This is a genomic window from Rhodopseudomonas sp. G2_2311 (genome assembly GCF_047501505.1).
Lineage (GTDB): Bacteria > Pseudomonadota > Alphaproteobacteria > Rhizobiales > Xanthobacteraceae > Rhodopseudomonas > Rhodopseudomonas palustris_H.
Genome location: NZ_JAZDRK010000001.1, coordinates 376,426 through 402,469, shown reverse-complemented (window position 1 = coordinate 402,469; position 26,044 = coordinate 376,426). Strand labels below are relative to the sequence as shown.

At 66.8% G+C, this 26,044-nt stretch carries 24 protein-coding genes; 10 read left to right on the top strand and 14 right to left on the bottom strand.

Annotation, left to right across the window (positions count from 1 at the left end):
• Positions 1-13: 13 nt before the first annotated feature.
• From lpxD to lpxB, 5 genes are read left to right on the top strand one after another with little or no spacing between them, the layout of a single operon-like run.
• Positions 14-1,096 carry a UDP-3-O-(3-hydroxymyristoyl)glucosamine N-acyltransferase gene (lpxD, locus tag VRZ08_RS01990; protein WP_414531416.1) on the top strand — a complete coding sequence of 361 codons (1,083 nt, stop codon included), beginning with the start codon at positions 14-16 and terminating at the stop codon, positions 1,094-1,096.
• The gene (gene fabZ, locus VRZ08_RS01985) at positions 1,096-1,551 is read left to right on the top strand and encodes a 3-hydroxyacyl-ACP dehydratase FabZ (RefSeq protein WP_107344812.1); all 456 of its coding nucleotides are present in this window, start codon (positions 1,096-1,098) and stop codon (positions 1,549-1,551) included. The genes lpxD and fabZ overlap by 1 nt, the downstream gene beginning before the upstream one ends.
• Before the next feature lie 8 nt (positions 1,552-1,559).
• Positions 1,560-2,402: an acyl-ACP--UDP-N-acetylglucosamine O-acyltransferase gene (gene lpxA / locus VRZ08_RS01980; RefSeq protein ID WP_414531415.1), complete on the top strand. Its 843-nt coding sequence runs from the start codon at positions 1,560-1,562 to the stop codon at positions 2,400-2,402.
• 18 nt (positions 2,403-2,420) lie between these two features.
• Positions 2,421-3,278, top strand: a complete 858-nt coding sequence (locus tag VRZ08_RS01975) for an LpxI family protein (RefSeq protein WP_414531414.1) — start codon at positions 2,421-2,423, stop codon at positions 3,276-3,278.
• Positions 3,275-4,489, top strand: a complete 1,215-nt coding sequence (gene lpxB, locus VRZ08_RS01970; RefSeq protein WP_414531413.1) for a lipid-A-disaccharide synthase — start codon at positions 3,275-3,277, stop codon at positions 4,487-4,489. The genes VRZ08_RS01975 and lpxB overlap by 4 nt, the downstream gene beginning before the upstream one ends.
• Before the next feature lie 83 nt (positions 4,490-4,572).
• Here the strand turns inward: lpxB and gltA are convergent, their stop codons facing one another.
• Together gltA and gltX are read right to left on the bottom strand one after the other, a co-directional pair.
• Complete coding sequence (gltA, locus tag VRZ08_RS01965; RefSeq protein WP_414531412.1) at positions 4,573-5,877, bottom strand: citrate synthase; 1,305 nt, start codon at positions 5,875-5,877, stop codon at positions 4,573-4,575.
• 150 nt (positions 5,878-6,027) lie between these two features.
• Positions 6,028-7,449, bottom strand: coding sequence for a glutamate--tRNA ligase (gltX, locus tag VRZ08_RS01960; protein ID WP_414531411.1), 1,422 nt, complete (start codon positions 7,447-7,449; stop codon positions 6,028-6,030).
• Positions 7,450-7,610: 161 nt separating this feature from the next.
• On the opposite strand from gltX, the gene VRZ08_RS01955 reads away from it, so the two are divergent.
• Positions 7,611-9,293 (top strand): glutamine--tRNA ligase/YqeY domain fusion protein, encoded by a 1,683-nt coding sequence (locus tag VRZ08_RS01955; RefSeq protein ID WP_414531410.1) that lies wholly within the window; start codon positions 7,611-7,613, stop codon positions 9,291-9,293.
• 92 nt (positions 9,294-9,385) lie between these two features.
• Positions 9,386-11,650 carry a ComEC/Rec2 family competence protein gene (locus VRZ08_RS01950; RefSeq protein ID WP_414531409.1) on the top strand — a complete coding sequence of 755 codons (2,265 nt, stop codon included), beginning with the start codon at positions 9,386-9,388 and terminating at the stop codon, positions 11,648-11,650.
• Positions 11,651-11,709: 59 nt separating this feature from the next.
• Here VRZ08_RS01950 and lexA read toward each other — a convergent pair whose 3' ends face one another.
• Together lexA and glp are read right to left on the bottom strand one after the other, a co-directional pair.
• On the bottom strand, positions 11,710-12,420 hold the full coding sequence (gene lexA / locus VRZ08_RS01945; protein WP_107344803.1) for a transcriptional repressor LexA: 711 nt from the start codon (positions 12,418-12,420) through the stop codon (positions 11,710-11,712).
• 176 nt (positions 12,421-12,596) lie between these two features.
• Positions 12,597-13,808 carry a gephyrin-like molybdotransferase Glp gene (gene glp / locus VRZ08_RS01940; RefSeq protein ID WP_414531408.1) on the bottom strand — a complete coding sequence of 404 codons (1,212 nt, stop codon included), beginning with the start codon at positions 13,806-13,808 and terminating at the stop codon, positions 12,597-12,599.
• Between the two features lie 198 nt (positions 13,809-14,006).
• Here glp and VRZ08_RS01935 point away from each other — a divergent pair, with 198 nt between their 5' ends.
• Entirely contained in the window at positions 14,007-14,336 is a 330-nt protein-coding gene (locus VRZ08_RS01935; protein ID WP_414531407.1) for a hypothetical protein, read from the top strand.
• A gap of 51 nt (positions 14,337-14,387) precedes the next feature.
• Here VRZ08_RS01935 and arr read toward each other — a convergent pair whose 3' ends face one another.
• The 3 genes from arr to VRZ08_RS01920 form a co-directional block, all read right to left on the bottom strand.
• The gene (gene arr / locus VRZ08_RS01930; RefSeq protein ID WP_414531406.1) at positions 14,388-14,801 is read right to left on the bottom strand and encodes an NAD(+)--rifampin ADP-ribosyltransferase; all 414 of its coding nucleotides are present in this window, start codon (positions 14,799-14,801) and stop codon (positions 14,388-14,390) included.
• Positions 14,802-14,946: 145 nt separating this feature from the next.
• Positions 14,947-15,435, bottom strand: a complete 489-nt coding sequence (locus VRZ08_RS01925) for an acyl-CoA thioesterase (RefSeq protein ID WP_414531405.1) — start codon at positions 15,433-15,435, stop codon at positions 14,947-14,949.
• A 30-nt stretch (positions 15,436-15,465) separates the two neighbouring features.
• On the bottom strand, positions 15,466-16,092 hold the full coding sequence (locus VRZ08_RS01920) for an HAD family hydrolase (protein WP_164634926.1): 627 nt from the start codon (positions 16,090-16,092) through the stop codon (positions 15,466-15,468).
• A 260-nt stretch (positions 16,093-16,352) separates the two neighbouring features.
• Between VRZ08_RS01920 and VRZ08_RS01915 the strand changes: the two genes are divergently transcribed.
• A complete protein-coding gene (locus VRZ08_RS01915; protein WP_107344798.1) occupies positions 16,353-17,210 on the top strand; it encodes a flagellar motor protein MotB in 858 nt (285 codons plus the stop codon).
• A gap of 39 nt (positions 17,211-17,249) precedes the next feature.
• On the opposite strand, the gene VRZ08_RS01910 is transcribed toward VRZ08_RS01915, so the two are convergent.
• On the bottom strand, positions 17,250-17,498 hold the full coding sequence (locus VRZ08_RS01910) for a PilZ domain-containing protein (protein ID WP_013502316.1): 249 nt from the start codon (positions 17,496-17,498) through the stop codon (positions 17,250-17,252).
• 162 nt (positions 17,499-17,660) lie between these two features.
• The gene (locus VRZ08_RS01905) at positions 17,661-18,164 is read right to left on the bottom strand and encodes an Hsp20/alpha crystallin family protein (RefSeq protein ID WP_107355890.1); all 504 of its coding nucleotides are present in this window, start codon (positions 18,162-18,164) and stop codon (positions 17,661-17,663) included.
• Between the two features lie 240 nt (positions 18,165-18,404).
• On the opposite strand from VRZ08_RS01905, the gene VRZ08_RS01900 reads away from it, so the two are divergent.
• Positions 18,405-18,881, top strand: coding sequence for a hypothetical protein (locus VRZ08_RS01900; protein ID WP_414531404.1), 477 nt, complete (start codon positions 18,405-18,407; stop codon positions 18,879-18,881).
• Between the two features lie 128 nt (positions 18,882-19,009).
• Here VRZ08_RS01900 and VRZ08_RS01895 read toward each other — a convergent pair whose 3' ends face one another.
• From VRZ08_RS01895 to VRZ08_RS01875, 5 genes are all read right to left on the bottom strand, one after another.
• A complete protein-coding gene (locus tag VRZ08_RS01895) occupies positions 19,010-21,565 on the bottom strand; it encodes a cation-translocating P-type ATPase (protein ID WP_414531403.1) in 2,556 nt (851 codons plus the stop codon).
• Between the two features lie 37 nt (positions 21,566-21,602).
• Entirely contained in the window at positions 21,603-22,136 is a 534-nt protein-coding gene (moaC, locus tag VRZ08_RS01890; protein ID WP_414531402.1) for a cyclic pyranopterin monophosphate synthase MoaC, read from the bottom strand.
• Positions 22,137-22,144: 8 nt separating this feature from the next.
• The gene (gene trpC, locus VRZ08_RS01885; RefSeq protein WP_414531401.1) at positions 22,145-22,942 is read right to left on the bottom strand and encodes an indole-3-glycerol phosphate synthase TrpC; all 798 of its coding nucleotides are present in this window, start codon (positions 22,940-22,942) and stop codon (positions 22,145-22,147) included.
• A 135-nt stretch (positions 22,943-23,077) separates the two neighbouring features.
• Positions 23,078-24,094, bottom strand: coding sequence for an anthranilate phosphoribosyltransferase (gene trpD / locus VRZ08_RS01880; RefSeq protein ID WP_414531400.1), 1,017 nt, complete (start codon positions 24,092-24,094; stop codon positions 23,078-23,080).
• A 36-nt stretch (positions 24,095-24,130) separates the two neighbouring features.
• Complete coding sequence (locus VRZ08_RS01875; protein ID WP_414531399.1) at positions 24,131-26,032, bottom strand: peptidyl-prolyl cis-trans isomerase; 1,902 nt, start codon at positions 26,030-26,032, stop codon at positions 24,131-24,133.
• Positions 26,033-26,044: the final 12 nt, after the last annotated feature.

The window sequence follows — 26,044 nt, the reverse complement described above, 5'->3', positions numbered from 1 at the left end:
CACGACCGAAGGAATGGCATCCACGTCGTTTTTCCCGCCGCGTCCTTCGTCGACCCTGGCCGAGATCGCCAGCCTGACGAAAGCAACGCTGGTTGATGCTTCGCACGCGGAGCATCGCATCACCGGACTGGCCTCGCTCGACGAGGCCGGCCCCATGCACTTGAGCTTCTTCGAGAATCTCCGCTACTCGGACGAACTCGCCAACACGCGCGCGGGCGCGTGCCTTGTCAGCGAGCGGTTTGAAGGCAGGGTGCCGTCGCACGTCGCTGTGCTGCGCGCCCGGCGTCCGTTCCATGCCTTCGTGGCCTACGCCCGGCATCTGTATTCCGATGCGTTGCGTCCGCACACCGGCATCGGAGCGCCCGGCATCGCGCCGACGGCGGTCATCCATGAGAGCGCCAAGCTCGAAGACGAGGTCACGGTCGAGCCGCTGGCGGTGATCGGGCCAGACGTCGAGATCGGCTCGGGAACGGTGATCGGGCCGGGGGCGGTGATCGCTGCCGGCGTCAAGATCGGCCGCGATTGCGACATCGGTGCCGGCAGCCACCTGCAGCACGCGCTGATCGGCAACAACGTGCTGATGCATCCGGGCTGCCATATCGGCCAGGACGGCTTCGGCTTTATCTTCGCAGGCCAACACACCAAGGTCCCGCAGACCGGCCGCGTGATCATCCAGCACGATGTCGAGCTCGGCGCCGGGACGACAATCGACCGCGGCTCGCTGCGTGACACGGTGATCGGCGAGGGCACCAAGATCGACAATCAGGTTCAGATCGGTCACAACGTAACAATTGGTCGACATTGCGTGATCGCCGCCAAATGCGGTCTTGCCGGCAGCCTGACGCTGGGCGACAACGTCGCGCTCGGCGCCATGGTCGGCATCAACAATCATGTGGTGATTGGCGACGGCGCCCAGGTGGCGGCGATGTCCGGGGTGAAGGACAGTATTCCCGCAGGTGAGCGCTGGGGCGGTATCTTCGCACGGCCGACCAGAACATGGTTCCGGGAGATGCTCGCGGTGCGGCGGCTCGCTGAAGGCAGCGGAGCCGACACGGCGGCAAGACCCGATGACGACAGGGATGAAGGACGGGGGTGATGGAATCGCCGATTCGCTTTGAGAAAGTTGACATCAACACCATCCTCAAGACCCTGCCGCACCGCTTCCCGTTTCTGCTGATCGATCGCGTGATCAACATCCGCGAGGACTACAGCGGCATCGGCATCAAGAACGTCACCGTCAACGAGCCGGCGTTCCAGGGCCACTTTCCGGAGCGGCCGGTGTATCCGGGCGTGCTGATGATCGAGGGCATGGCCCAGACCGCGGGCGTGATCGGCATCCTGTCTGTCACCGGCACCGAGAAGCCGCGCGCGGTGTATTTCCTGACCATCGACAAGTGCAAGTTCCGCAAGCCGGTGATGCCTGGCGATACCGTCGAGTATCACCTGACCCGCACCGGGCGGCGCAAGACGATGTGGTGGTTTCACGGCGAGGCCAAGGTCGACGGACAGATCGTGGCGGAAGCCGATGTCGGCGCGATGCTGGCAGATTGACGGGCTGAATGAGCACAATTGATCCGACTGCGCGTATCGAAGACGGCGCCGTCATCGGCGACGACGTGACCATCGGGCCCTTCTGCACCATTGGGCCGCACGTCAGCATCGGCGCAGGTACGACGCTGATCGGCCACGTCAACGTCACCGGCCACACCACGATCGGCGAAGGCTGCACCATCCATCCGTTCGCCTCGCTTGGCGGCGCGCCGCAGTCGACCGGCTATAAGGGCGAGCCGACGACACTGATCATCGGCAACGCCTGTACCATCCGCGAGAACGTGACGATGAACACCGGCACGGTCGGCGGCGGCGGCGTCACCCGCGTCGGTGACCGCGGGTTCTTCATGGCGGCGAGTCATGTCGGCCACGACTGCATCGTCGGCAATGACGTGATCTTTGCCAATGCCGCGACCCTCGGCGGTCACTGCGAGATCGGCGATTTCACCTTCATCGGTGGCATGACGGTGCTGCAGCAGTTCACCCGGGTCGGCCCTCAGGTGATGATCGGCGGCATGAGCGGGCTGCGCACCCACGTCATTCCATACGCGCTCGCCAACGGCATCTATGCGAAGCTCGCCGGGTTGAATATCGTCGGCATGCGCCGGCGGAAGTTCACCAAGGAGCGGCTCGCGATTGTGCGCTCGTTCTTCAACGACCTGTTCTACAGCAGCGGTCCGCTCGCCGAACGGCTCGAACGGGTGCGCCCGCGCACGGCGGAGGATCCGGCGATCGCCGAGATCGTCACGTTCATCGACGACATCAAGGGCCGCGGCGGTCGCGGTGCGCGTGTCGCGCTGTGCATGGCGCGTGAGGGCGGTGCGGCCGTCAATGACGGCGACGACGCCTGACCTGCGGTCGGCGCGGCCATGACTGATCCATCACTGCAGATTGGCGCGCCCGTCGGCATCATCGCCGGCGGCGGCACGCTGCCATTCGCCGTTGCCGACTCGCTCGCTGCGCGCGGCCTGACGCCGGTGCTGTTCGCGCTGAAGGGAAGCTGCGACGCCGAACGCGTCACCGCGTACCGGCATCATTGGCTGCGAATGGGAGCTTTCGGCAGGCTGCTGCGACTGCTCCGCGCCGAAGGCTGCCGCGACCTGGTGTTCATCGGCTCGCTGGTGCGGCCGGCGCTGACGGACATGCGGCTCGACTGGGGCGCGATCAAAGTGCTCCCGGCGGTGCTCGCGGCCTATCGGGGCGGTGACGACCACCTGCTGACGGGTGTCGGCCGGCTGTTCGAGCGTCACGGGTTCAGGCTGCTTGGTTTGAAAGACGTCGCGACCGACGTGCTGATGCCAGAAGGCTGTCTCACCCGGGCCGTTCCCGATGCCGGTGTTCAGGCCGATATCGTCAAAGGACGGGCGGTGCTGGCGGCGCTCAGCCCGTTCGACATCGGCCAGGGCTGTGTGGTGATCGACGGTCACGTCGTTGCTGTCGAGGACACCGGCGGGACCGACGAGCTGCTGCGGCGCGTGGCGCAGCTTCGCGACGCCAGGCGGATCCGCGCCAAGCCCGGCCACGGCGTGCTGGTGAAGGCGCCGAAGACCGGTCAGGACCTGCGCTTCGACCTGCCTGCGCTCGGGCCGAAAACCATCGAAGGACTGATCGCCGCGCAGCTCGGCGGCGTCGCCGTGGTGGCCGGGCACACCGTCGTCGCCGAGCCGCAAGAGATGATTGCTGCCGCCGACAAGGCCGGCGTGTTCGCGATTGGGATGCCGGCATGAGCGGCGCTGCCAAGGCCGGGGATCGGGTTCGCACGGTCTATCTGATCGCGACCGAGGAGTCGGGGGATCGGCTCGGCGCTGCGCTGATGCGCGAACTCAGGGCGCGGCTCGGATCGAACGTCCGGTTCGCCGGCGTCGGCGGGCACAGCATGGCCGGCGAGGGGCTGGCATCGCTATTTCCGATCGAGGAGCTGTCGATCATCGGCTTCGCTGCCGTGGTGCAGCGGCTGCCGATGATCCTGAAGCTGATCCGCCGCGCGGTCGACGCGGTGCTGACCGCCAAACCCGACATCCTGGTGATCATCGACAGCCCCGACTTCACCCACCGCGTTGCGCGCCGGGTCCGGCAGCGCGATCCGACAATCCCGATCGTGAACTACGTCTCGCCGACGGTGTGGGCGTGGCGGCCGGGACGGGCGCGGGCGATGCTCGGCTATGTCGATCACGTGTTGGCCCTGCTGCCGTTCGAGCCGGCGGAGTATCGCCGGCTGCAGGGCCCGCCATGCAGCTATGTCGGTCATCCGCTCACCGAGCAGTTCGGCTCGCTACGACCTAATGCCGCCGAGCAGGCGCGCCGCGAGGCGTCCCCGCAGGTGCTCTTGGTGCTCCCGGGCAGCCGGCGCAGCGAAGTGCGCCATCACGCGGCTGCGTTCGGCGACACGCTGGCGCGGCTGAAGCACGAGGGCGTCGCATTCGAAGCTGTGTTGCCGACCACGCCGCATCTGGAGGGGCTGGTCCGGGCTGCGGTTGCGTCCTGGGAGGTGCAGCCACGGATCGTCGTCGGCGAACAGGACAAACGCGCCGCGTTCAGGATCGCGCATGCGGCGCTGGCCAAATCGGGCACGGTGACGCTGGAGCTTGCGATCGCTGGCGTGCCGATGGTTACGGCGTATCGGGCCGGCAGCGTCGAGATCTGGATCGCGCGGCGTGTCGTTCGTCCCGGCACCGTGATCCTCGCCAATCTCGTGATCGGCGACGATGTGATCCCGGAGTTCATCCAGGAAGATTGCGTACCCGACCGGCTCGCCCCGGCGGTACGTGACCTGCTCGGCGACACGCCGGCGCGGCGGCACCAGCTCGCGGGCTTTGCGAAGATCGACGACATCCTGTCGACCGGCGAGCAGACGCCGAGCGGACGTGCGGCCGATATCGTGCTGGACGTGATGCGGCACAAGGGTGGTAATCACCACAGCGCTTCATCGGCGGATTGAGGGACTGCTCTACCGACCCGAGCCCGGAAACGAAAAGGACCGGCGCGAGGCCGGTCCTTCAACGACGTTCGTGCGTGTAGAGATCAGCCGCGCTTGCCGATCTCGACGTAGTTGCGGGTGGTCGCGCCGGTGAAGAGCTGGCGCGGACGGCCGATCTTCTGATGCGGATCTTCGATCATCTCGCTCCACTGGCTGATCCAGCCGACGGTGCGGGCGACCGCGAACAGAACGGTGAACATGTCGGTCGGGAAGCCCATCGCCTTCAGCGTAATGCCCGAGTAGAAGTCGACGTTCGGGTACAGCTTGCGATCGATGAAGTACTGATCGCTGAGCGCGATCTTCTCGAGCTCCATCGCCACCTTGAGCAGAGGGTCGCCGTGGTGACCGGTCTCGGCCAGCACCTCGTGGCAGACCTGCTGCATGATCTTGGCGCGCGGATCGTAGTTCTTATAGACGCGGTGGCCGAAGCCCATCAGCCGCACCGACGAGCTCTTGTCCTTCACCTTGGCGATGAAGTCCGGGATGTTCTCGACCGAGCCGATCTCCTTCAGCATCGCCAGCGCCGCTTCGTTGGCGCCGCCATGCGCCGGGCCCCACAGGCAGGCGATGCCGGCGGCGATACAGGCGAACGGGTTGGCGCCCGACGAGCCGGCGATACGCACCGTCGAGGTCGAGGCGTTCTGCTCGTGGTCGGCGTGCAGCGTGAAGATCTTGTCGAGCGCGTTCGCCAGCACTGGGTTGACGACGTACTCCTCGCACGGAGTCGCGAAGCACATCCGCAGGAAGTTCGCCGCGTAGCTGAGCGTGTTCTTCGGATAGATGAAGGGCTGGCCGACCGAGTATTTGTAGGCCATAGCGGCCAGCGTCGGGACCTTTGCGATCATCCGGATCGAAGCGACCATCCGCTGGGTCGGATCGTTGATGTCGGTGGAGTCGTGGTAGAACGCGGCGAGCGCGCCGACCGAAGCCACCATCACCGCCATCGGATGTGCGTCACGACGGAAGCCCTGGAAGAACCGGGCCATCTGCTCGTGGACCATGTTGTGGCGGGTGACGCGGTAGTCGAAATCTTCCTTCTGCGCCTTGGTCGGCAGTTCGCCGTACAGCAAGAGATAGCAGGTTTCGAGGAAGTCGCCTTTTTCAGCGAGCTGTTCGATCGGGTAACCGCGATACTCGAGAACGCCTGCGTCGCCGTCGATGTAAGTGATTTTGGACTGGCAGCTCGCCGTCGACGTGAAACCCGGATCGTAGGTGAACATCCCGGTCTGCGCGTAGAGCTTGCCGATGTCGATGACGTCGGGACCGACTGTCCCGGTGAGCACCGGAAGATCGAAGTTCTTGTTTCCAACCGTCAGCGTTGCCGTTTTGTTGTTGGTCGTTGCGTCCATCGTGTGGTCCCCGATGTTCGTTGGCGAAACCAGCCGTATGCGCAGCGCTCTTGCGAGCGAGACTGGTTGTCTTGAAGCGCTGGCGGAAAGGCGTAGCTCATTGCAGTGTGCACTGCAAGGCGGCCGGACGCGAGCCGTTTCCCGGGTTTTTTACGCGGCCTGATCGGCGAGGCGGGACAGGCACTCGTCGCGCCCAAGCACCGCCAAAACGTCGAAGATTCCCGGCGATGTGGTTCGTCCCGTGAGTGCCACGCGGAGCGGTTGCGCCACCGCACCCAGCTTCAGCCCAGCCTGCTCGGCGAACGCCCGCATCGCGGCCTCGGTCGTCGCCGCCGTCCACGGCGTGACGTCCTCCAGCGCGGCGCGCAGCCGGCCGATCAGCTGCCGGGTTTCGGGCGTCAACACCGCCTGCGCCTTGGGGTCCAGCGCCAGCGGCCGGTCGGCGAAGATGAAGCCGGCGTTGTCGAGCAGCTCGATCAGCGTCTTGGCGCGCTCCTTCAGCCCCGGCATGGCCTGGGTGAGCTTGGCACGGATGCTGTCGTCGAACTTCGCCGCAATCGCCGGGCCCTGCGGGATGTATTTCAGCAGGTCCTCGAGCAGGGTCACGAGAGAGTGATCATCGCTCTGACGGATGTAGTGACCGTTGAGGCTCTCGAGCTTGGCGAAATCGAACCGCGCCGCCGACCGGCCAATCGCCGGCAGGTCGAACGCATCGATCATTTCCTGGGTGGTAAAGATTTCCTGATCGCCGTGGCTCCAGCCGAGTCGGACCAGATAGTTGCGCAGCGCGGCCGGCAGGTATCCCATCGCGCGGTAGGCGTCGACGCCAAGCGCACCGTGGCGCTTCGACAGCTTCGAGCCGTCGGGACCGTGGATCAGCGGGATGTGTGCCATCACTGGCAGCTCCCACTCCATCGCGTCGTAGATCTGCTTCTGGCGCGCCGCGTTGATCAGATGGTCGTCGCCACGGATGACGTGGGTGACGCCCATGTCGTGGTCGTCGACCACCACCGCCAGCATGTAGGTCGGGGTACCGTCGCCGCGCAGCAGCACCAAATCGTCGAGGTTCTCGTTCTGCCAGGCGACACGGCCCTGCACCTGATCCTCGATCACGGTCTCGCCGGTCAGCGGTGCCTTCAGGCGGATGGTCGGCTTGACGCCTTCCGGGGCCTCGGAGGGATCGCGGTCGCGCCAGCTACCGTCGTACAGCTTGGCACGGCCCTCGGCGCGGGCCTTGTCGCGCATCGCCGCCAGCTCCTCGGTGGTGGCGTAACAGCGGTAGGCCTTGCCGGCCGCCAGCAGCTGCTCGGCGACCTCGCGGTGCCGCGCTGCGCGCGCAAACTGGTAAACGGTGTCGCCGTCCCAATCGATCCCGAGCCATTTCAGCCCGTCGAGGATGGCGTCGATCGCCTCCTGGGTCGAACGCTGACGGTCGGTGTCCTCGATTCGCAGCAGCATCGTGCCGCCGTGCTTGCGCGCATACAGCCAATTGAACAGCGCGGTGCGGCCTCCGCCGATGTGCAGGAAACCAGTGGGCGAGGGCGCGAAGCGGGTGACGACGGGACGGGTCATTCGAACCAAATGCAGGGAAGGGAACGCGCCGGAGCGGCGCGCAGGGTGTATAGCAGGATCGGCGCATAACTAAAGTGGTCCGCGCAGCCCCTGGGGGTTGGCGCGGGGCGGCGGATTTGGCAGATACCCCTTTCGGTTCCGACCAGTAGGACGATTGACGCATGACGACGGCAGATACAGCGGCGGGCGAGGCAGGGCGCGACTTCATTCGCGACATCGTCCAGGCCGATCTCGACAGCGGGAAGCACCGGACCATCGTGACCCGGTTCCCGCCGGAGCCCAACGGCTATCTGCATATCGGCCATGCCAAGTCGATCGCGCTGAATTTCGGCATCGCGCAGGAATTCGGCGGCCGCTGCCATCTGCGGTTCGACGACACCAATCCGACCAAAGAAGAACAGGAATACATCGACTCGATCCAGGCCGACGTTCACTGGCTCGGCTTCGACTGGGGCGAGCACATGTTCTACGCCTCGGACTATTTCGAGCAGCTCTACGCTTGGGCGGAGCTGATGATCAAAAACGGCGACGCCTATGTCGACGATCAGTCGCAGGACGAGATCCGCGCCAGCCGCGGCACGCTGACCGAGCCGGGTAAGAACAGCCCGTTCCGCGATCGCTCGGTCGAGGAGAATCTCGACCTGTTCCGGCGGATGAAGGCCGGCGAATTCCCGAACGGCGCGCGGGTGCTGCGCGCCAAGATCGATATGGCGTCGGGCAACATCAACCTGCGCGATCCGGTGCTGTACCGCATCCTGCATGCGCACCATCCGCGCACCGGCGACAAATGGTCGATCTATCCGAGCTACGACTACGCGCACGGCCAATCGGATGCGATCGAGGGCATCACCCACTCGATCTGTACGCTGGAGTTCGAGGATCATCGGCCGCTGTACGAATGGCTGCTGTCGAAGCTGCCGGTGCCGTCGCAGCCGCGGCAGTACGAATTCGCGCGGCTCAACATCACCTACACGCTGCTGTCGAAGCGTGTGCTGACCGAGCTGGTGCGCGGCGGCCATGTCGCCGGCTGGGACGATCCGCGGATGCCGACGATGGCCGGGATGCGGCGCCGCGGCGTGCCGCCGGCGGCGCTGCGCGATTTCGTCAAGCGGATCGGCGTCGCCAAGGCCAACAGCGTGGTCGATCTCGGCATGCTGGAATTCTGCATCCGCGAGGAATTGAACCGCACCGCGCAGCGGCGGATGGCGGTGCTAAAGCCGCTGAAGGTGGTGATCGAGAACTACCCGGAAGGTCAGACCGAAGAACTCGAGGCGATCAACCATCCGGACGATCCGAGCCTCGGCACGCGCAAGATCGCGTTCGGCCGCGAGATCTACATCGAGCAGGACGACTTCATGGAGAACCCGCCGAAGAAGTTTTTCCGGCTGTCTCCCGGCAATGAGGTGCGGCTGCGCTATGCTTACTTCATCAAGTGCCGTGAGGTGATCAAGAACGGCGCCGGCGAGATCGTCGAGCTGCGCTGCACCTATGATCCGGAAACCCGCGGCGGCAACGCGCCCGACGGCCGCAAGGTCAAGGCGACGATGCACTGGCAGCCGGCGGCGCAGTCGGTGAAGGCCGAGATCCGGATCTACAATCAGCTGTTCGCCAACCCGGCGCCGAGCGCTGCGACTTTTGCCGATGACCTCAATCCGCAGTCGCTGGAAGTGCTGACCGAGGCGCGGATCGAGCCGGAGACGGCGGCGAGCAACTCGACCGAGCCGCTGCAGTTCGAGCGTCAGGGTTACTTCGTCCGCGATCGTGACTCGACACCGGATAAGCCGGTGTTCAATCGCACCATCGGGTTGCGCGATACCTTCGCCAAGGAAGTCGCGAAGGGCTGAACGACCACCGATCCTGATTGCGCCCCGCCGGTGATTGCCGGCGGAGGCATTCTGCTCCACTGTTCCGCTCGCGGCGGACGGGGGCGGGTGCCGTGGAGCGGCGCGATCGGACCAGAGCACGGACATGGCCGACCGGCGCGCCGGCGGGCGCCGGTGCGTTGCTGCCGTCCGGCCTGTCGTGGGGACCGGCTTTTCTTGATCTGTTACGCGACTGGGCGCGGGCCGAGGCGGGGCCGGGCCGGTTGCTGCCGTGGACGCCGGTGGCATTCGGCGCCGGTATTGCCGTGTACTTCGCTGCCGATCACGAGCCGGTTGCCTGGGTGGCGGCAGCGACTGCGGCGGTGTTCGGAAGCGCGGCTATCCTGCTGCGGCGCAGCCGGGCCTTCGCACCGGTCCTGTTGCTGGCGGCCGTAGTGGCAGGCTTTGCGACGGCGTCGCTGAAAGCTGCGCGGATCGCGCATCCGGTGCTGGCCGCGCCGGTGTTCGCAGCGGAGCTGCGGGGCTTTGTCGAAATCCGCGAGGAGCGCGAGCGCACCGATCGCTTCGTTCTGCGTGTGACGCAGATGCAGGCGGCGCGGGCACCATCGCTGGAGCGGGTGCGGCTGTCGGTGAAGAAGGGAACGGCGCCTGCGGTCGGCAGCTTCGTGACGCTGAAGGCGCGGCTGCAGCCGCCGCTTCAGCCGCTGCGACCGGGCAGCTACGACTCCGCGCGTGACCTGTACTTCCAGGGCATCGCCGCGTCCGGCTTCGCGCTCGGTGCAATTACCACCGCCGAGCCGCCGCAGGATGGCGGCTGGCGCTTGCGCTACGCCGCGGTGATGCAGGGCCTGCGCGATGCGATCGACGCCCGGATCCGCGCGTCGCTGGGGGGCGATCCGCGCGCGATCGCCACCGCGCTGCTCACAGGTAAGCGAGACGCGATCTCGACCCCGGTGAACGACGCGATGTTCATCTCCGGTCTCGGTCACGTGCTGTCGATCTCCGGTTATCACATGGCGGTGGTGGCCGGCGTGGTGTTCTTCGCGCTCCGCGCCCTGCTGGCGCTGATCCCGCGGCTGACCGTGACGTTTCCGATCAAGAAGGTCGCAGCCGCGATCGCGCTGCTCGCCGCGGCCTTCTATCTGGCGCTGTCGGGCGCGGAAGTCGCGACCCAGCGCAGCTTTCTGATGACCGCGGTGGTGCTGATCGCCGTGATGGTCGACCGCCGTGCGATCACGTTTCGGACGCTGGCGCTGGCCGCACTGGTCGTGCTGCTGATCGCGCCGGAGGCGTTGGTGCATCCGAGCTTCCAGATGTCGTTCGCGGCCACACTCGGCCTGGTGGCGCTGGTACAGATCGGCATGCCGGCGCTGTTCGCGCAGGCCGATAGTTCGACCGCGGCGCGGGTGGCGCTGTGGGGCGGGCGGGAGATTGCACTGCTGGCGCTGGCTTCGCTGGTCGCCGGCTTCGCGACGATGCCGTACGCGGCCTATCACTTCCACCGCATCACGCCCTATGGCGTGCTCAGCAATCTGGCGGCCATGCCGGTGGTGTCGGCGATCGTGATGCCGGCGGGGCTGCTCGGGCTCTCGGCGATGCCGTTCGGGCTCGATGCGCCGTTCTGGCGGATCATGGAACTCGGGATCGAGTGGATGATTCTGGTCGCCCAATGGGTGGCGTCGCTGCCCGGCGCGGTCGGCCGCGTCACAGCGTTCGGTAGCGGCCCATTGCTCGTCGCCTCGCTCGGTATCGTGATGCTCGGGCTGCTCCGCTCGCCGCTGCGCTGGGGCGGGGCGCTCGGCGTTGTTGCTGCGGTTGCCTGGGCGGCGCTGACGCCGCAGCCGGAGGTGCTGATTGCCGGCGACGGCAGGCAGGTCGCGGTGCGCGGCGCCGACGGCCGGCTGCGCCTGATGCAGGGCGGCGCAGATAGCTTTCGGCTGAAGGAGTGGCTTGCCGCCGATGCCGATTCCCGCGCCGCGGATGCAGCGTCGCTGCGCGCCGGCGTCTCCTGCGATCTGGACGGCTGTGTCACGCCGCTCGCCGACGGACGGCTGGTGGCACTGTCGCTCCGGCCCGACGGGTTCGCCGACGATTGCGCCCGTGCGGTGCTGATCGTCACCGCCGGCCAGCCGCCGCCGGATTGTGCCGCACGGGTGATCGGCCGGGACGAATTGCAGGCGAATGGCGCGCTGGCGCTGCGGCGGAGCGGAAATGATCCAGGGCTGTTCGTGGCGGAGGCCGCCCGACCTCGCGGCCAGAGCCGGCCTTGGGCTCCAGCGGCCGCGACGGACGCGGCTATCTCGACCGAACCTTCAAGCCGTCGCCGTGCGCCGATCGACGCAACGCCGGCTCCGCAGGACCAAGTGGGCGACGAGTAGGGCGCAAAGGCCCGCACGCCGACGACAGAGCGGGCGACCAGCTCTGTCCGCTGCGCGCCTCAATACTTGCGGTACAGCCCGATCAGCTTGCCCTGGATGCGGACGCGGTTCGGCGGCAGGATCCGCACCTCATAGGCGGCGTTGGCCGGCTCCAGCGCGATCGAGGCGCCGCGGCGGCGGAAGCGCTTCAGCGTGGCTTCCTCTTCGTCGATCAGCGCCACCACGATGTCGCCGGTGTCGGCGATGTCGTTCTTCTGGATCAGCGCCATGTCGCCATCGAGGATGCCGGCTTCGACCATCGAGTCGCCGCGCACTTCCAGCGCGTAGTGTTCGCCGCTGCCGAGCATGTCGGCCGGCACGCTGATGGTGTGGCTGCGGCTTTGCAAGGCTTCGATCGGCGTACCGGCCGCAATCCGGCCCATCACCGGCACCGCGACGCTGCCGCGATCGTGGTCATCCTCGGCGGGCGCCGGGCTCGGCGGCCGCACCTTGCCGAGATTGCCTTCGATCACGCTCGGAGTGAAACCGCGGCGGCTGTTGCCGGGCATCCCGCCGGTATCGGGCAGCTTGATGACTTCGATCGCGCGGGCGCGGTTGGGCAGCCGCCGGATGAAGCCGCGCTCTTCCAGCGCGGTGATCAGGCGATGAATGCCGGACTTGGAACGGAGGTCGAGCGCATCCTTCATCTCGTCGAAGGACGGCGGCACGCCGGCTTCCTTCAGTCGCTCGTTGATGAATTTCAACAGCTCAAACTGCTTGCGGGTCAGCATCGGCAAATCCCCAGTCGGCGATGATGTGCCGGTTCGAGGTGCGTTTCGGTTCGGGCCACGAGCCCTTGTGAGAGCGTCATCGTCGCCGAATCTCGAAAACAAATCATGAACGAACACTATCTGTTCGGGGTGTGTTCCGCAACCTCTTAATCGAAATCTAGGATTTTCACGGGTCGCTATAGCGGGAGCTTAAGGATGACGCAGGGTGAACCGGCCGGTGCCGCCGGCGCAAAAGCCGGGCGCACGATCAGCGCTTCCGCGGTCGCCAGCCGTGCCAGCAGCGACGAATCCTGGCTGTCGACCGGAGTGGCGATCTGCCGTCCGGTTTGGTCGCGTGACAGCGTCGCGCGCAGATAGTCTTCGCGCTGATCGTTGGCGGGAAGGTCCGCGCCGAGCAGCGCCGGTTCGCGGACATGCCTTGGCTCGCTCATGCCGCACAGCGCGCGGATCAGCGGCACCATGAACAGCACCGCGCAGACGTAGGACGACACCGGATTGCCGGGCAGGCCGATCACCCGCATCGGGCCGAGATGGCCGTGCATCATCGGCTTGCCCGGGCGCATCGCGATCTTCCAGAACGCGATCGTGGTGCCTTCGGCTTCCAGCGCGCCCTTGACTAGATCGTGGTCGCCGGCCGATGCGCCGCCGGTGGTGACGAGCAGATCGACGCCGAGATCGCGCGCCTGCCGGATCGCGGCCTGGGTCGCGTCCAGCGTGTCGGCGGCGATGCCGAGGTCGATCACATCGGCGCCTTCGGCGCGCGCCAGCGCGCGCAGCGCGTAGCCGTTGGAATAGACGATCTGGCCGGGAGCGGGCGTCGTGCCCGGCATCACCAGCTCATCGCCGGTGGCGAGCATCGCCAGCCGCGGGCGGCGATGCACCGGCAGCGCCGCGTGGTTCATGCCGGCCGCGAGCGCGAGGTCGCGGTCGCTGAGCCGGTGGCCCTGGCGCAGCAGCACCTGGGCTTCCATGAAATCAATTCCGGCCGGGCGGATGTGACGGCCGGGTTTGACGGCTTCGTTGACGGTGACGCGGTCGCCGTCGCGCACGGTGTCTTCCTGGATCACCACGGCGTCCGAGCCTTCCGGCACCACGCCGCCGGTGAAGATGCGCAGCGCTTCGCCTGGGCCGATGCCGATCGTCGCGGGGCGGCCGGCCGCGATCTCGCCGATCACCCGGAGCGTTGCCGGTGTCGCCGCCACGTCCGCAGCGCGCACCGCGTAGCCGTCCATTGCCGACATCGCCTGCGGCGGCTGGGTCCGCAGCGCTGCGAGATCGCGCGCCAGCACGCGGCGGTGAGCGTCCTCGATCGCGACCAGCTCGGTGTCGAGCCCGTGCGCACCAGCCAGCACCGCGGCCAGCGCGTCGTCGACCGGCATCAGAGCCATCGGGCTTCTCCCTCGCAGGCAAGTTGAAATCGAACCGTCATGATCCGGCTTTAGGTGGCGCGCAGCGCCCGCGCAAGATGCGCCCGGCGTCGGCGGTGAGCGCGGCGTCCCGCCGCGTCGGCCTAAATCATTATTGTCGAACCGTCGTCTTCGCCTGTACGACCGGTTCCAGGCATCGAGCGGACGTGGAGCGGGCAGATGGAAGATTTCCCGAAATGGTTCCTGCGGATCATGGTCGTGGTCGGCATCATCGCGTTCGGCTCGGTGTATTGGATGCGCCACGACTGGAGCAAAGGCTGGGCGCCGTCATTTAACGCCGGTGACTACGGCCCGCCGTCCGCATCCGCGCCTGAGCCTGCAGCGGCACCTGTAGCAGCGCCGGCCGCGGCTCCGAGCGAAGCCGCACGGCCTGCGGCAGCGCCGAGCGCACAGGCGAGCCGTGCGTCCACGCCGTGCCAGCCGATCGGCCGCACCGCCAAGGGCGAGCTGGTGTACTCGATGGATTGCCGGGCGCTGCCGGCGCAGTAGCGAACGGTCGCGGCGTTGCGCGCGAGCGCACGCCGCCGTGCTTCTGAAGCGCTAATCGATGATCTCGGCGCCTTCGGCGCTGAGGCGGGCGAGACCGTCCTTCATCTGCTGCACGCGCTCCTGCGAGTGGCCCTGCCACTTGGTCACTTCGGCGACGATGCGCAGCGGGTGCTTCGAGCGATAGGACAGCGTCGGGTTGCCGGGAAATTTCTTGTCGGTGAGATTGGGATCGTCTTCGAACGGGCCGGTCGGTTCGACCACATAAATCCGCTGCGGCGCATCGCCGGCGGCGAGCTCGGCGCCCCAGATCGCAGCGTCCAGCGTGCCGGAGAAATACACCCAGGACAGCGGCGCGACGGTGGTGAAGTTGGACTGGTAGCCGACCACGATCAGCTCGCCGGGACCGAGATCGGCCCGTGTCCCGTGGAAGAACTGACGCACGAACATGCTGGCCGCTGCGGACATGAGGGGCGCGCTCCGGTGTGACTGAACCGACGACAACGACGTCGGTGCGTGTCGGGTTCATCAGCCTCGAGGCTGATACCGCGCGTGCCGCGGTTTCCTTCGCCCCGGCTCACGACGAAGTCGGGCCGGGCGGAAGAGACTTGTCCTAAGTCGTTGCCGGCGCTGGGCCGCCGTCGTCGGCCTTGATCATCACCGGCAGATAGACGCTGGCGAATTCCGGCGGCAGGCGGCGCGGGCGGCCGCTGCTCAGTTCGATGCACACCAGTTGCCAACGCCCGCGCATGATGGTGGCGCCGTCGCGCAGGCGGATCAGCTGGAAGCGGCGTTCCATCACCAGCTTGCCGTCGCTGCCATAGATCCAGGTTCCAAGCAGCAACTCGTCGCCCAAATGGCTCGGCAGCAGGTAGTCGTATTCGCCGCGCCGGATCGCCATCGCCCGGTCGATCCGCTGCCAGTCGGCGAGCGACAATCCGAGCGCTTCTGAATGTGCCCAGCCAACGCTGTCGCACCATCGCACATAGACGGAGTTGTTGGTGTGGTTGAGGCCGTCGATATCGGCCGGCGAAGGCGTCATCGGCAGCGTGAACGGGGCGGGATGATCCCAGGCAAGATCGGCAGAAGCGTTGGTCATCATCACGTCTCGTCGGTCGTCGGTTTCGCGCGCTTACAGCCCGAGCTGATCGAGGGTGCGGGCGACGTCGTCGCTGGAATGCACCTGGACGGCGTGCAGCCCACGCTCGCGCGCGGCTTCGATGTTTTCCGCCAGATCGTCGAAGAACACAATGCGCTGCGGCGCAACGCCGATCGCCTTGACGACGTAATCGTAGGTCTCGCCGTGCGGCTTGCGCATGCCGATCTGCGACGACAGAAACAGTTCGCGGAAGTGCACCAGAAGCTCGGCATAGTGCTCGGAGAAATGCGCGATATGCGCATCGTTGGTGTTGGACAGCGCGTACAGCGGAAGCTGCTTGGCGGCGCGGTCGAGCAGCGGTGCGATGCCCGGCATTTCGCCGATGAAGATTGCGTTCCAACCTTCGCGCAATTGCTCGTCGGTCAGCGTCAGCCCGAGCGCGCTGCGCACGGCGGCGAAGAACTGCGCATCGGTGACGTGGCCTGTCTCATAGCGATGAAAGGTGTCGTCCTGCGCCAGCTTGGCCATCAGCGCATGCGGATCGCTGCCGAGCTCGACGGCCCACGCCTTCAAGGTGCGGCGCAGGTCGTAGTCGATCACCACGCGGCCGAGATCGAACAGCAGCGCATCGGCGGCGCCGGGGGCGAGGGCGGTGGTCATGCTGAGAACCTTGTCGATGAGAAGCTGCGAGTCGTGAGGTGGCGACACATACGCATTTTGGTTAAAGAATGTTATAGACTGACGAAACCGTTTGGTAATCCGCAGCCGCTACAAGAAATGCCGCTGCGAAGCGCATCTTGCTGCAATCACCTTGCACCGTATGCGGGGTCGCGGCGCCGGGTATTGACCAGCGGCGATCCGCTCATGCGCTTCGGACTTCCCATCTTGCTGCCGTCGTCGACCGCATCGGATCAAAGCCGATGAAGGGTGGTGGTGGACGCCTGTCCTCGGGCAACAACAAGAAGAAGCCCGAGGAAGCTCACGCCACCCACGGCTGGTTCGTCACCTTTGCCGACCTGATGGGCCTTCTGGTCAGCTTCTTCGTCATGCTGGTGTCGTTCTCGACCCAGGACTTGCGCAAGATGCAGATCGTGGCCGGCTCGATGCGCGACGCGTTCGGCGTGCAGCAGAACTCGCGGTTCGCCGGTGTGATCGAGACCGATGGCGTGCCGGTGCAGGGCCACGTCAAGAGCAAGCGCAACGTCGCGCCCGATCAGGCCAGCAACACGCCGCATCTGGAAGAGGCCGGTGGTTCGGGGAGCGCCGCTTCTCATGCCAAGGCCGAGCGCGAATTCGCGCTGGCTTCCGCGTCTCTGCGCCAAGCGCTGCAAGACGTGCCGGAACTAGCCGAGATGTCCAAGAACGTCGTGTTCGAAGAGACACCGGTCGGGCTCAATCTCGAACTCACCGATCAGGACGGCCGGCCGATGTTTCCGGACGGCTCGGCGGTGCCTTACGAACGCACCCGCAAGCTGGTCGCCCGGCTTGCTGCGCCGCTGCGCGCCACCTCGCTGCGCGTGATCATCGTCGGCCACACCGCGGCGACCGTGGTGCAAGCTGGCGATGACGATCCGCTCAGCCTGTCGGTCAACCGCGCCAATGCGGTGCGCGAGGTCCTGAAGCAGGAGGGCCTGCCCACCAGCCAGGTGCTGTCGCTGGTCGGCAAGGGCGACGGCGAACCGCTGTTTCCGGATGCGCCGACACTCGCCGCCAACCGCCGCGTCACCATCACCTTGATGCGCGAGAACCCGCCGCTGCCGCCGGATCTGCAGCGCTGACAATCGGTTGAGCTGACGACTTCGATTGGTGGCTCAAGCTCAGAAGCACAATCCGACGCGGCGGCCGCGCTTCCACACCATCCGGCATTTCTTCTTGGTAGCGCCGTGCAGCATCTCGAAGCGCTGCGGCAGATTGGCGTCGGCATTGAGCTCGACGCAGGCGCCGCCCGCCGAGTAGTCGACGACCCGGCAAGGGATCACCGGCAGCTTCGGGCCGACGATCAGATTGGCATTCCCAGAGACGAGCCCGCTGGGGCGGACGCGTGCAAACCGTCGCGGCTGAGTCATGCAAGTGGCTCCCGGGCTGGCTGGATAAGGGATCAGCCCGATTGCAACCGAGACCTGTTAAATTCGAGTTGTTGTCGACTCTAAACCGGCGCTACTTCCTCGCAACTAAGCCGCGCCCCGGACCGCTTCGTGGAAGCCGGGGCGCGGATGCTTAATGCCAGGTTATGAGTTTGCAGGCCGGATCTCGATCCGCTTCGCCGTCGAGGGTGACGGTTCCACCTTCGGCAGCGTCACGGTCAGCACGCCGTTCTTGAAGCTGGCGCTGACCTGATCGGCGGCGACTGCGACGTCCAGCGGAATCCGGCGTTCGAACTTGCCGTAGAAGTGCTCGCTGAACTGCTTGTCCTTGGCCTCGTTCGACGACGTCTTTTCACCGCGGATCGTCAGCGTACCGTCGTCGAGCAGTACCTCGATGTCTTTCTCCTCGAGGCCCGGCACTTCGGCAGCAATCTTCAGCTCCTTGTCGCCATCGGTGATTTCGAGTTTCGGCCAACCGGTACTGAATGGCGTCAGGGCGCCGGCACGGGCCGGCACGTCGAAGCCGCGGAATACGTCGTCGAACAGCCGATTCATCTCGCGGTGCAGAGACAGGAACGGGTCGCCTTCGAACGAGCGGGTTGCGGGTTGATTGGTCCGGCCCCAGGGGATGATGTCGCGCATGTTCATGGATGCCTCCTCGTACTCAGTCTTGAAGTCCTCGATACTGTTAGTTGTGATCTGGAAGTCGCCCGCGTATCGCGGGTACGCTTTCGATTTGGGCGCGGTTGCGCCGCCGTCAAGGGGCAGGGTGGTAGTCCCGTGGAGGGAGTACGAAGATTTTTTTCGCGCAGCGTCTTGAAAACGGTAACGCCGTGTCCAAGTCATCGGCCGTCCCGGTTTGGAAGGAGGAATTCGGGAGGACCACAGATGCGATCTACCAATTTCGAACACAGCTACGCGCCTGGCGCCGCCAGCGTCACCGCCTTGCGCCACTCGGCAACGGTCTATGATCATCCCGACCAGGTGCTGCGCGACGACGCGCTCTGCACCGCCGAAAAGCGCGCCATCCTCTCCTCATGGGCGTCCGACGCCAATGCCGTCGAGCAGCAGCCGTGGCTGCGTCTCGCGCCGGGGCACCGCAATCCGGTGCCGCTACGCGCGATCCTCGACGCGCTGCAGCGCCTCGATGACGACGATCCGCCGCCGAAAGGCGGGGCCTCGATCCGGCTGAGCGGCGACCGCGCCGCTCAGCATGATCCGTCCGACGACTACCGGCCGTCATGGAGGAGGCATTATGGTCTGGCGCCACGTATCAACCAGTTTCGACCCGTCCCGCTGCCCGGAGTGCGGCGCGACCATGCGGCTCGTGCGCGTCGAGCCACGACCGGTCGGACACAAGGTTGAATTCGAGCGCCACACCTATCGCTGTGAAGACTGCGCCAATACCAGCCGGTTTGTGATCGACCGGCAGGCCGCGGACTACGCGTTCGCGTAACGACGCCGATCCGCGTCCCGCGATGCGGCGGCCGGTGCTACCCCGGTTGCCGCATCATTCTTCGCCACAGCGGCTTGACCAGTTCCAGCACGATCAGCACCACCAGCGCCGCGGCCGCGGTCAGGCCGAGATCGTCCGGATGCAGCGGACCGAACCGGAACAGATCGCGCAGCCAGGGCCATGCCAGGCTGGCGATCAGCACCACCGCGACGACGCCGAGCATCCCCGCCAGCATCGCGTTGGGACGCCGAAGCGCCGTCAGCAGCGAAGCGCTGAACGAGCGATTGACGAAGATCAGTCCGACGAAACTCAGCACCAGCGCGAAGAACGTCAGTGCGCGCAGCTCGGTGTCCGGCATCGCGCGCATCTGGCCGATCACGAACACGCCGGCGACCAGCACGAACACCAACAGGCCCTGCAACATGCCCCACACGATCAGCGCCCGGCTGAACAGCGGCTGCTCCGGATCGCGGGGCGGGCGGCGCATCGCGTCGTCCTCGGCGGTCTCCGCCTCGAACACGATCGAGCACACCGGATCGATGATCATCTCCAGGAACGCGATGTGGATCGGTCCGAGCAGGATCGGCAGTCCGAACAGCAACGGCAGTAGCGCCAGCCCGGCGATCGGCACGTGCACGGCGAAGATGAAGCCCATCGCCTTGACGAGGTTGTCGTAGATCCGCCGGCCGAGTCGGATCGCCTTGACGATCGAGGCGAAGTCGTCGTCGAGCAGCACGATCGCCGAAGCCTCGCGGGCGACGTCGGTGCCGCGGCCGCCCATCGCGATGCCGATATGCGCGGCCTTCAGCGATGGCGCGTCGTTGACGCCGTCGCCGGTCATTGCCACGACTTCGCCGTCAGCTTTCAGCGCTTCGACGATCCGCAGCTTCTGCTCCGGCATGATCCGCGCGAACACGGTGGCGCGGCGCAGCCGCTCGGCGAGCGCGGCGTCGTCGAGCGTGGCGATCTCCTCGCCGGTGACGCAACTGTCCGCATCGATCCCGGCCTGGCGCGCGATCGCCTGTGCGGTTGCCGGATAGTCGCCAGTGATCATCACCACGCGGATGCCGGCGGCACGGCAGTCGGCGACGGCGGCCGGCACCGACGCGCGCAGCGGGTCGGCGAGGCCGACGAGGCCGAGGAAGTCGAAGCGGAAGCCGAGCTGGGTCTCCGGCCAATCCTCGTCTGGATGCGACGCGCGCGCGACGCCGAGCACCCGCAGCCCCTCGGCCGCCATCGCATCGACGGTACGGGAGACGTTGCCGAGCGCGGCGGCATCGAGGCCGCACATCCGCGCGATCGCTTCCGGCGCACCTTTCGCCGCCACCACGTAGTTGCTGACATCGTCCGGGGCGCGCCAGACCTGGGTGATCGCCAGCAGGTCGCGGCGCAGCCCGTAAGCGTGGACGAGGCTGCGCGCGCCATTGCGGCTGGGCAGATGGTCACCGGCGAGCCGGTGCAGCGCGAGGTCCATCGGATCGAACGGATCGGGCGCGGCGGCGAGCAGACCGGTTTCCAGCAGTGGCGCGAAACCTTGGGGCAGCGCGCCGTCCTCGCGCGGCCGGAACACCTCGCCGGAAGGAAGCCGCAGTTCGGCGACCGACATCCGGTTTTCGGTCAGCGTCCCGGTCTTGTCGGTGCACAGCACGGTGGCGGAGCCGAGCGCCTCGATCGCGGCGGCGCGCCGGGTCAGCACCCGGGCCTGCGAGATCCGCCAGGCGCCCATCGCCATGAACACCGTGAGTACCACCGGAAATTCTTCCGGCAGCATCGACATCCCGACGGTGATGCCGGCCAGCACCGCGTCGAGCCATCCGTCGCGCAAAGCGCCGTAGAGGATCACGACCAGCGCGGTGAACGCGGCGGCGATGATGCCGAAGGTGCGGACCAGCACGCGGGTCTGCTGCTGTAGCCGCGGCGCTTCGGTCTGCATCGAGCCGAGGGCCTGACCGATCTTGCCGATTTCGCTGCGTGCGCCCGTGGCGGTCACTTCGGCAAGGCCGCCGCCGCGCACCACCAGCGAGCCGGAATACACATTGGGCTGATCGTCGCCGCCGGGACGATGCGACGCGGTGGTGTCGGCTTCGTCCCGGCTGAGCTTGCGCACCGGCACCGACTCGCCGGTCAGCAGCGACTCGTCGACGAGCAGATCGTCGGCCTGCAGCAGCACCGCGTCGGCGGCGATACGATCGCCCTCGGATAGTACGATGACGTCGCCGCGCGCCACCTCGCGCCCGGCAATGCGTTTGCGCTTCCCGTCGCGGATCACCAGCGCGCGCGGGCTGGTGAGATCGCGCAGCGTCTCCAGCACGCGCTCGGTGCGCGCTTCCTGCACCACCGTGATCACCACCGACAGGGTGGCGAAGATCAGCAGGATGATCGCTTCTTTCAGATCTCCGAGCGCCATGTAGACCACGCCGCCGCCGAGCAGCAGCGCCAGCATCGGCTCGCGCACCACCTCGAACACGATGCCGAGCAGGGTGCGGCGATCAGGGCTTGGCAGCTCGTTGTAGCCCTCGCTGGCGAGCCGTTCCGCAGCCTCGCGCTCGCTGAGGCCGGAGATGCTGTCGGAGGGAGAGGCGAGGTCGGGCATCGGGCAACCTGACATTCGAGAGCCCGCCGATGTTAGCCTATTTTCGGCTCGCGCTCGCGACGTAGTCGCCCGACTTGCCGCCGGTCTTGGCGATCAGATGGATGCCTTCGATCCGGACGCCGCGTTCGGCCGCCTTGATCATGTCGTAGATCGTCAGGCACGCCACCGACACCGCGGTCAGCGCTTCCATCTCGACGCCGGTCGGACCGGTGACCTTGCAGGTGGCGCGGACGATGCAGCCGGGCAGCTTGGCATCCGGCGTGATGTCGAGCGTGACCTTCGACAGCGCCAGCGGATGGCACAGCGGGATCAATTCGGCGGTGCGCTTGGCCGCCATGATCCCGGCGACGCGCGCGGTGCCGAGCACGTCGCCCTTCTTGGCGTCGCCGCTGAGGATGAGCTCCAGCGTCGCCTTCTTCATCACCACGCGGCCTTCCGCGACTGCGACGCGTTCGGTGGCCGGTTTTTCCGACACGTCCACCATCCGCGCCTCGCCGCTGGCGCCGATATGGGTGAGGGCGGCAGGCGCCGCCGCTTCTGGCCTGGATTTCGACTTCGCCGTCTTTGCCATGCTCCGCCTCAGGCCGCGCGCGTCAGCAGCGCGCGGGTGGCGGCGGTGACGTCCTGCTGCCGCATCAGGCTTTCGCCGACCAGGAAGGTCGACATCCCGACGTGGGCGAGGCGGGCGAGATCGGCGGGCGTAAAGATGCCGCTTTCGCCGACCATCAGGCGATCGTTCGGGATTAGCGGCGCCAGCGCCTCGCTGGTCGCCAGCGTGACTTCGAAGGTACGCAGGTTGCGGTTGTTGACGCCGACCATCGGCGACCGCAGCTTCAGCGCGCGCTCCAGCTCGGGCGCATTGTGGACTTCGAGCAGCACGTCCATGCCGAGGTCGAACGCGGCGTCCTCGATGTCCTTGGCTGCTGCGTCGTCGAGCGCCGCCATGATGATCAGGATGCAATCGGCGCCGTGGGCGCGGGCCTCGACCACCTGATAGGTGTCGTACATGAAATCCTTGCGCAGCGCCGGCAACGACACCGCGGCGCGCGCGGCGACGAGGTAATCGAGGCTGCCCTGGAACGACGGCGTATCGGTCAGCACCGACAGGCAGGCCGCGCCGCCGGCCTCGTAGGCGCGCGCCAGCGCCGGCGGATCGAAGTCGGCGCGGATCAGGCCCTTCGAAGGCGAGGCCTTCTTGATCTCGGCAATCAGCCCGTAGTCGCCGGCCGCCTGCTTGGCGCGCAGCGCCTTGACAAAGCCGCGCGGCGGCGACGCCTCACGGGCGATCGCCTCGATCGCAGCCAGCGGACGCTCGCGCTTGGCGGCGGCGATCTCCTCGCGCTTGTAAGCTTCGATCTTGGTCAGGATGTCGGACACGATGGGGTCTCCCGCATCAGCAAACGAGGGTCGTCATTGCGAGGAGCGAAGCGATGAAGCAATCCAGGAGCTCAATGCAGGGAGCCTCTGGATCTTCGCTTCGCTCGCAATGACGAATTTGAATCATCAGCTCATTCACGCCGCTGACGACACCGCGATCAGCTTCTTCAGCCGCGCTTCGGCGGCGCCGCTGTCGATCGATTGGGTGCCGAGCGCGACGCCTTCCTTGAGGTCCTTCGCCTTGCCGGCGACGACCAGCGTCGCGGCGGCGTTGAGCAGGGCGACGTCGCGGTATGGGCCCGGCATGCCTTCCAGCACGGCGCGCAGCGCCACCGCATTGGCCTGGGCGTCGCCGCCCTTCAGCGCGTCGGCGGGCGCGCGGGGCAGGCCGGCTTCCTCGGGGCTGATCTCGAAGCTGGTGATCTCGCCGTTCTTCAGCTCGGCCACCGCAGTGGTGCCGGACAGCGTGATCTCGTCGAGGCCGTCGGAGCCGTGCACCACCCAGACCGCCTCGGCGCCGAGATTCTTCAGCACCTGCGCCAGCGGCTGCACCCATTGCCGCGAGAACACGCCGATCATCTGCCGCTTGACGCCGGCCGGGTTGGACAGCGGCCCGAGCAGATTGAAGATGGTGCGGGTCGCCAGTTCGACCCGGGTCGGGCCGACGTTCTTCATCGCCGGATGATGCGTCGGCGCGAACATGAAGCCGATGCCGGCTTCGTTGACGCAGCGGCCGACCTGCTCGGGCGTGATGTCGATCTTGACGCCGAGCGCGGCGAGCACGTCGGCGGCGCCGGATTTCGACGACAGCGCGCGGTTGCCGTGCTTGGCGACGGTGACGCCGCAGCCAGCGACGACGAACGACGCGCAGGTCGACACGTTGACCGAGCCGGAGCCGTCACCTCCGGTGCCGACGATGTCCACCGCGTCCGCCGGCGCCGAGACCGGCAGCATCTTGGACCGCATCGTGGTCACCGCGCCGGTGATCTCGTCGACGGTTTCGCCGCGGACCCTGAGGCCCATCAGCAGCGCGCCCATCTGCGACGGCGTCGCGTCGCCCGACATCATCGCGTCGAAAGCGTCGGTGGCTTCGTCGCGCGTCAGCGTCGCGCCGGTCGCGACCTTTGCGATAATCGATTTGAAATCAACCATTGTCCCTTTCGGTGACGAAACGGCGGCACTGCGCCGTCAGTTCGTCGCCGCCCCCGTTGCCTGCGCCACCGCTTCCTGATTGACCTTGGTGCCGATGTCCTTCTCCAGCCAGGCGATGTACTCGCCGACCTGTTCGTCGCGCAGCCGCTGCACCAGATTGTCCTTCAACTGCTGCATCTGCGGCGCGTTGAGATCGGCGGTCGGCACGGTGTCACCGGTGACGCGGAACACGTACCACTCGGTGGCGCTGCCGCCCTGAACCTGGCCGGCGCCGTCCTTGGCGGTGCGGAACACCGCGTCCACCACCGTGTTCGGCAGGCCGGCATCGGCGCCTTCGCGCTTGATGCCGGAGGCCGTCTGTACGGTGACGCCGGCCGGCGCGACGTCCGCGAGCTTGGCGCCGCCCTGCAGCTTCTGCACCAGCTCGGCCGCGAGCTTGCGCAGCTTCTCGGTGACCTGCTCGGCGCGCCAGCCGGCTTCGACCTTGTCCTTGACCTCGTCGAGCGGCCGCTCGTGCGACGGCGTGATGCCGAGGATGTCGTACCAGACGTAGCCGTTCTGGAAGCTGATCGCGTCGTTGTCGACGCCCGGCTCGCTGTTGAAGGCGGCGTTGGCGAGTTCGAGCCCTTGCGGGATCGCTGCCACCGGCGCGCCGTCCGGCCCGCGGCCGGCGCGGTCGATCGCGTCGACCGTCACGGCGGTGAGGCCGAGCTGCTTGGCTGCGTCGACGACGCTGGCGCCGCCGCCGCGCGCGTCTTCCATCTTGTCGTGCAGCTCCTGCACCTGCTTGCGGGCGCGCTCCTGGGCGAGGTCGCGCTTCAGACTGGCCGCCACGCTGGCGTAGTCCGGCTGCTTGCCGGGCTCGATCTTGGTGACTTCGAGCAGCACGGTGCCGAACTGTCCCTGCACCGGCTGGCTGACTTCGTTCAGCGGCAGCGCGAACGCAGCCGCGGCGACCTTCTGATCGAGCATCTCGGACTGGCTGACCAGGCCGAGATCGAGATCGGCCGGCTTGACGCCGCGCTCCTTGGCGAGGTCGGCGAAGCTGGTGCCGCCGGCGATCTTGGCGCGGGCCGCCTGGGCCTCTTCGACGCTCGGGAACACGATCTGCAGGATCTGGCGCTTCTCCGGCGTCGACAGCTTGTCCTTGCGCTGCTCGAACAGCTTCTGCGCGTCGGCGTCCGACACCTCGGTCCACTTGGCGATCGATTCCGGCGTCACCACCAAGAACGAGATCTTGCGATACTCGGGGGCGCGGAACTGCGCCTTGTGCGAGTCGTAGAACGCGGTGAGGTCGGCGGGCGAGGGCGCCGGGATGGTGCCGGCCTGCGCGTCAGTCAGCTTCAAATAGTCGATCGCGCGCTCTTCGTTCTGAAACTGGCTCAGCGCCTGCATCAGCGTCTTCGGCGGCTCGAGGCCGGCGGTCAGGCTGCCGGCGATCTGGCGACGGAGCGCGACGCGGCGCTGCTCGGCGAGATAGCGCTGCTCGGTGAAGCCGAACTGGCGGATCAGCTGCTGGAAGCGGTTGGCGTCGAACTGGCCGTTGGCGCCCTTGAAGTTCGGATCCTCCAGGATCGACTTCATGGTGTCGGCGTCGGACTGGCCGAGGCCGAGCCGTCGCGCGTCTTCGTCGAGCGCGGCTTCGGCGATAGTCTGCTGCAGCACCTGGCGATCGATTCCGATCGCGCGCGCCTGATCCGGGGTCAGCGGCCGGCCGAACTGGCGGCCGATCTGCTGCAGACGGTCATTGTAGGTCTGGCGGAATTGCTCGGTGGAGATTTCGGTGCTGCCGATCTTGGCGAGCGTCGACCGGCCAAATCCGCGGAATACGTCGGCAATACCCCAGACTCCGAAGCTGACGATCAGGACGCCCATCACGATCGTCATGATGGTCTTGCCAATCCAGTTGGATGAGGCTTTGCGCATTCCTCGGAGCATGGAGTCACTTTT

What these genes read in the sequence shown, in the direction of transcription:
- lpxD (WP_414531416.1), top strand. Translation starts at nt 14, where the DNA reads ATGGCATCCACGTCGTTTTTCCCGCCGCGTCCTTCGTCGACCCTGGCC.
- fabZ (WP_107344812.1), top strand. Translation starts at nt 1,096, where the DNA reads ATGGAATCGCCGATTCGCTTTGAGAAAGTTGACATCAACACCATCCTC.
- lpxA (WP_414531415.1), top strand. Translation starts at nt 1,560, where the DNA reads ATGAGCACAATTGATCCGACTGCGCGTATCGAAGACGGCGCCGTCATC.
- VRZ08_RS01975 (WP_414531414.1), top strand. Translation starts at nt 2,421, where the DNA reads ATGACTGATCCATCACTGCAGATTGGCGCGCCCGTCGGCATCATCGCC.
- lpxB (WP_414531413.1), top strand. Translation starts at nt 3,275, where the DNA reads ATGAGCGGCGCTGCCAAGGCCGGGGATCGGGTTCGCACGGTCTATCTG.
- gltA (WP_414531412.1), bottom strand. Translation starts at nt 5,877, where the DNA reads ATGGACGCAACGACCAACAACAAAACGGCAACGCTGACGGTTGGAAAC.
- gltX (WP_414531411.1), bottom strand. Translation starts at nt 7,449, where the DNA reads ATGACCCGTCCCGTCGTCACCCGCTTCGCGCCCTCGCCCACTGGTTTC.
- VRZ08_RS01955 (WP_414531410.1), top strand. Translation starts at nt 7,611, where the DNA reads ATGACGACGGCAGATACAGCGGCGGGCGAGGCAGGGCGCGACTTCATT.
- lexA (WP_107344803.1), bottom strand. Translation starts at nt 12,420, where the DNA reads ATGCTGACCCGCAAGCAGTTTGAGCTGTTGAAATTCATCAACGAGCGA.
- glp (WP_414531408.1), bottom strand. Translation starts at nt 13,808, where the DNA reads ATGGCTCTGATGCCGGTCGACGACGCGCTGGCCGCGGTGCTGGCTGGT.
- VRZ08_RS01935 (WP_414531407.1), top strand. Translation starts at nt 14,007, where the DNA reads ATGGAAGATTTCCCGAAATGGTTCCTGCGGATCATGGTCGTGGTCGGC.
- arr (WP_414531406.1), bottom strand. Translation starts at nt 14,801, where the DNA reads ATGTCCGCAGCGGCCAGCATGTTCGTGCGTCAGTTCTTCCACGGGACA.
- VRZ08_RS01925 (WP_414531405.1), bottom strand. Translation starts at nt 15,435, where the DNA reads ATGATGACCAACGCTTCTGCCGATCTTGCCTGGGATCATCCCGCCCCG.
- VRZ08_RS01920 (WP_164634926.1), bottom strand. Translation starts at nt 16,092, where the DNA reads ATGACCACCGCCCTCGCCCCCGGCGCCGCCGATGCGCTGCTGTTCGAT.
- VRZ08_RS01915 (WP_107344798.1), top strand. Translation starts at nt 16,353, where the DNA reads ATGAAGGGTGGTGGTGGACGCCTGTCCTCGGGCAACAACAAGAAGAAG.
- VRZ08_RS01910 (WP_013502316.1), bottom strand. Translation starts at nt 17,498, where the DNA reads ATGACTCAGCCGCGACGGTTTGCACGCGTCCGCCCCAGCGGGCTCGTC.
- VRZ08_RS01905 (WP_107355890.1), bottom strand. Translation starts at nt 18,164, where the DNA reads ATGAACATGCGCGACATCATCCCCTGGGGCCGGACCAATCAACCCGCA.
- VRZ08_RS01900 (WP_414531404.1), top strand. Translation starts at nt 18,405, where the DNA reads ATGCGATCTACCAATTTCGAACACAGCTACGCGCCTGGCGCCGCCAGC.
- VRZ08_RS01895 (WP_414531403.1), bottom strand. Translation starts at nt 21,565, where the DNA reads ATGCCCGACCTCGCCTCTCCCTCCGACAGCATCTCCGGCCTCAGCGAG.
- moaC (WP_414531402.1), bottom strand. Translation starts at nt 22,136, where the DNA reads ATGGCAAAGACGGCGAAGTCGAAATCCAGGCCAGAAGCGGCGGCGCCT.
- trpD (WP_414531400.1), bottom strand. Translation starts at nt 24,094, where the DNA reads ATGGTTGATTTCAAATCGATTATCGCAAAGGTCGCGACCGGCGCGACG.
- VRZ08_RS01875 (WP_414531399.1), bottom strand. Translation starts at nt 26,032, where the DNA reads ATGCTCCGAGGAATGCGCAAAGCCTCATCCAACTGGATTGGCAAGACC.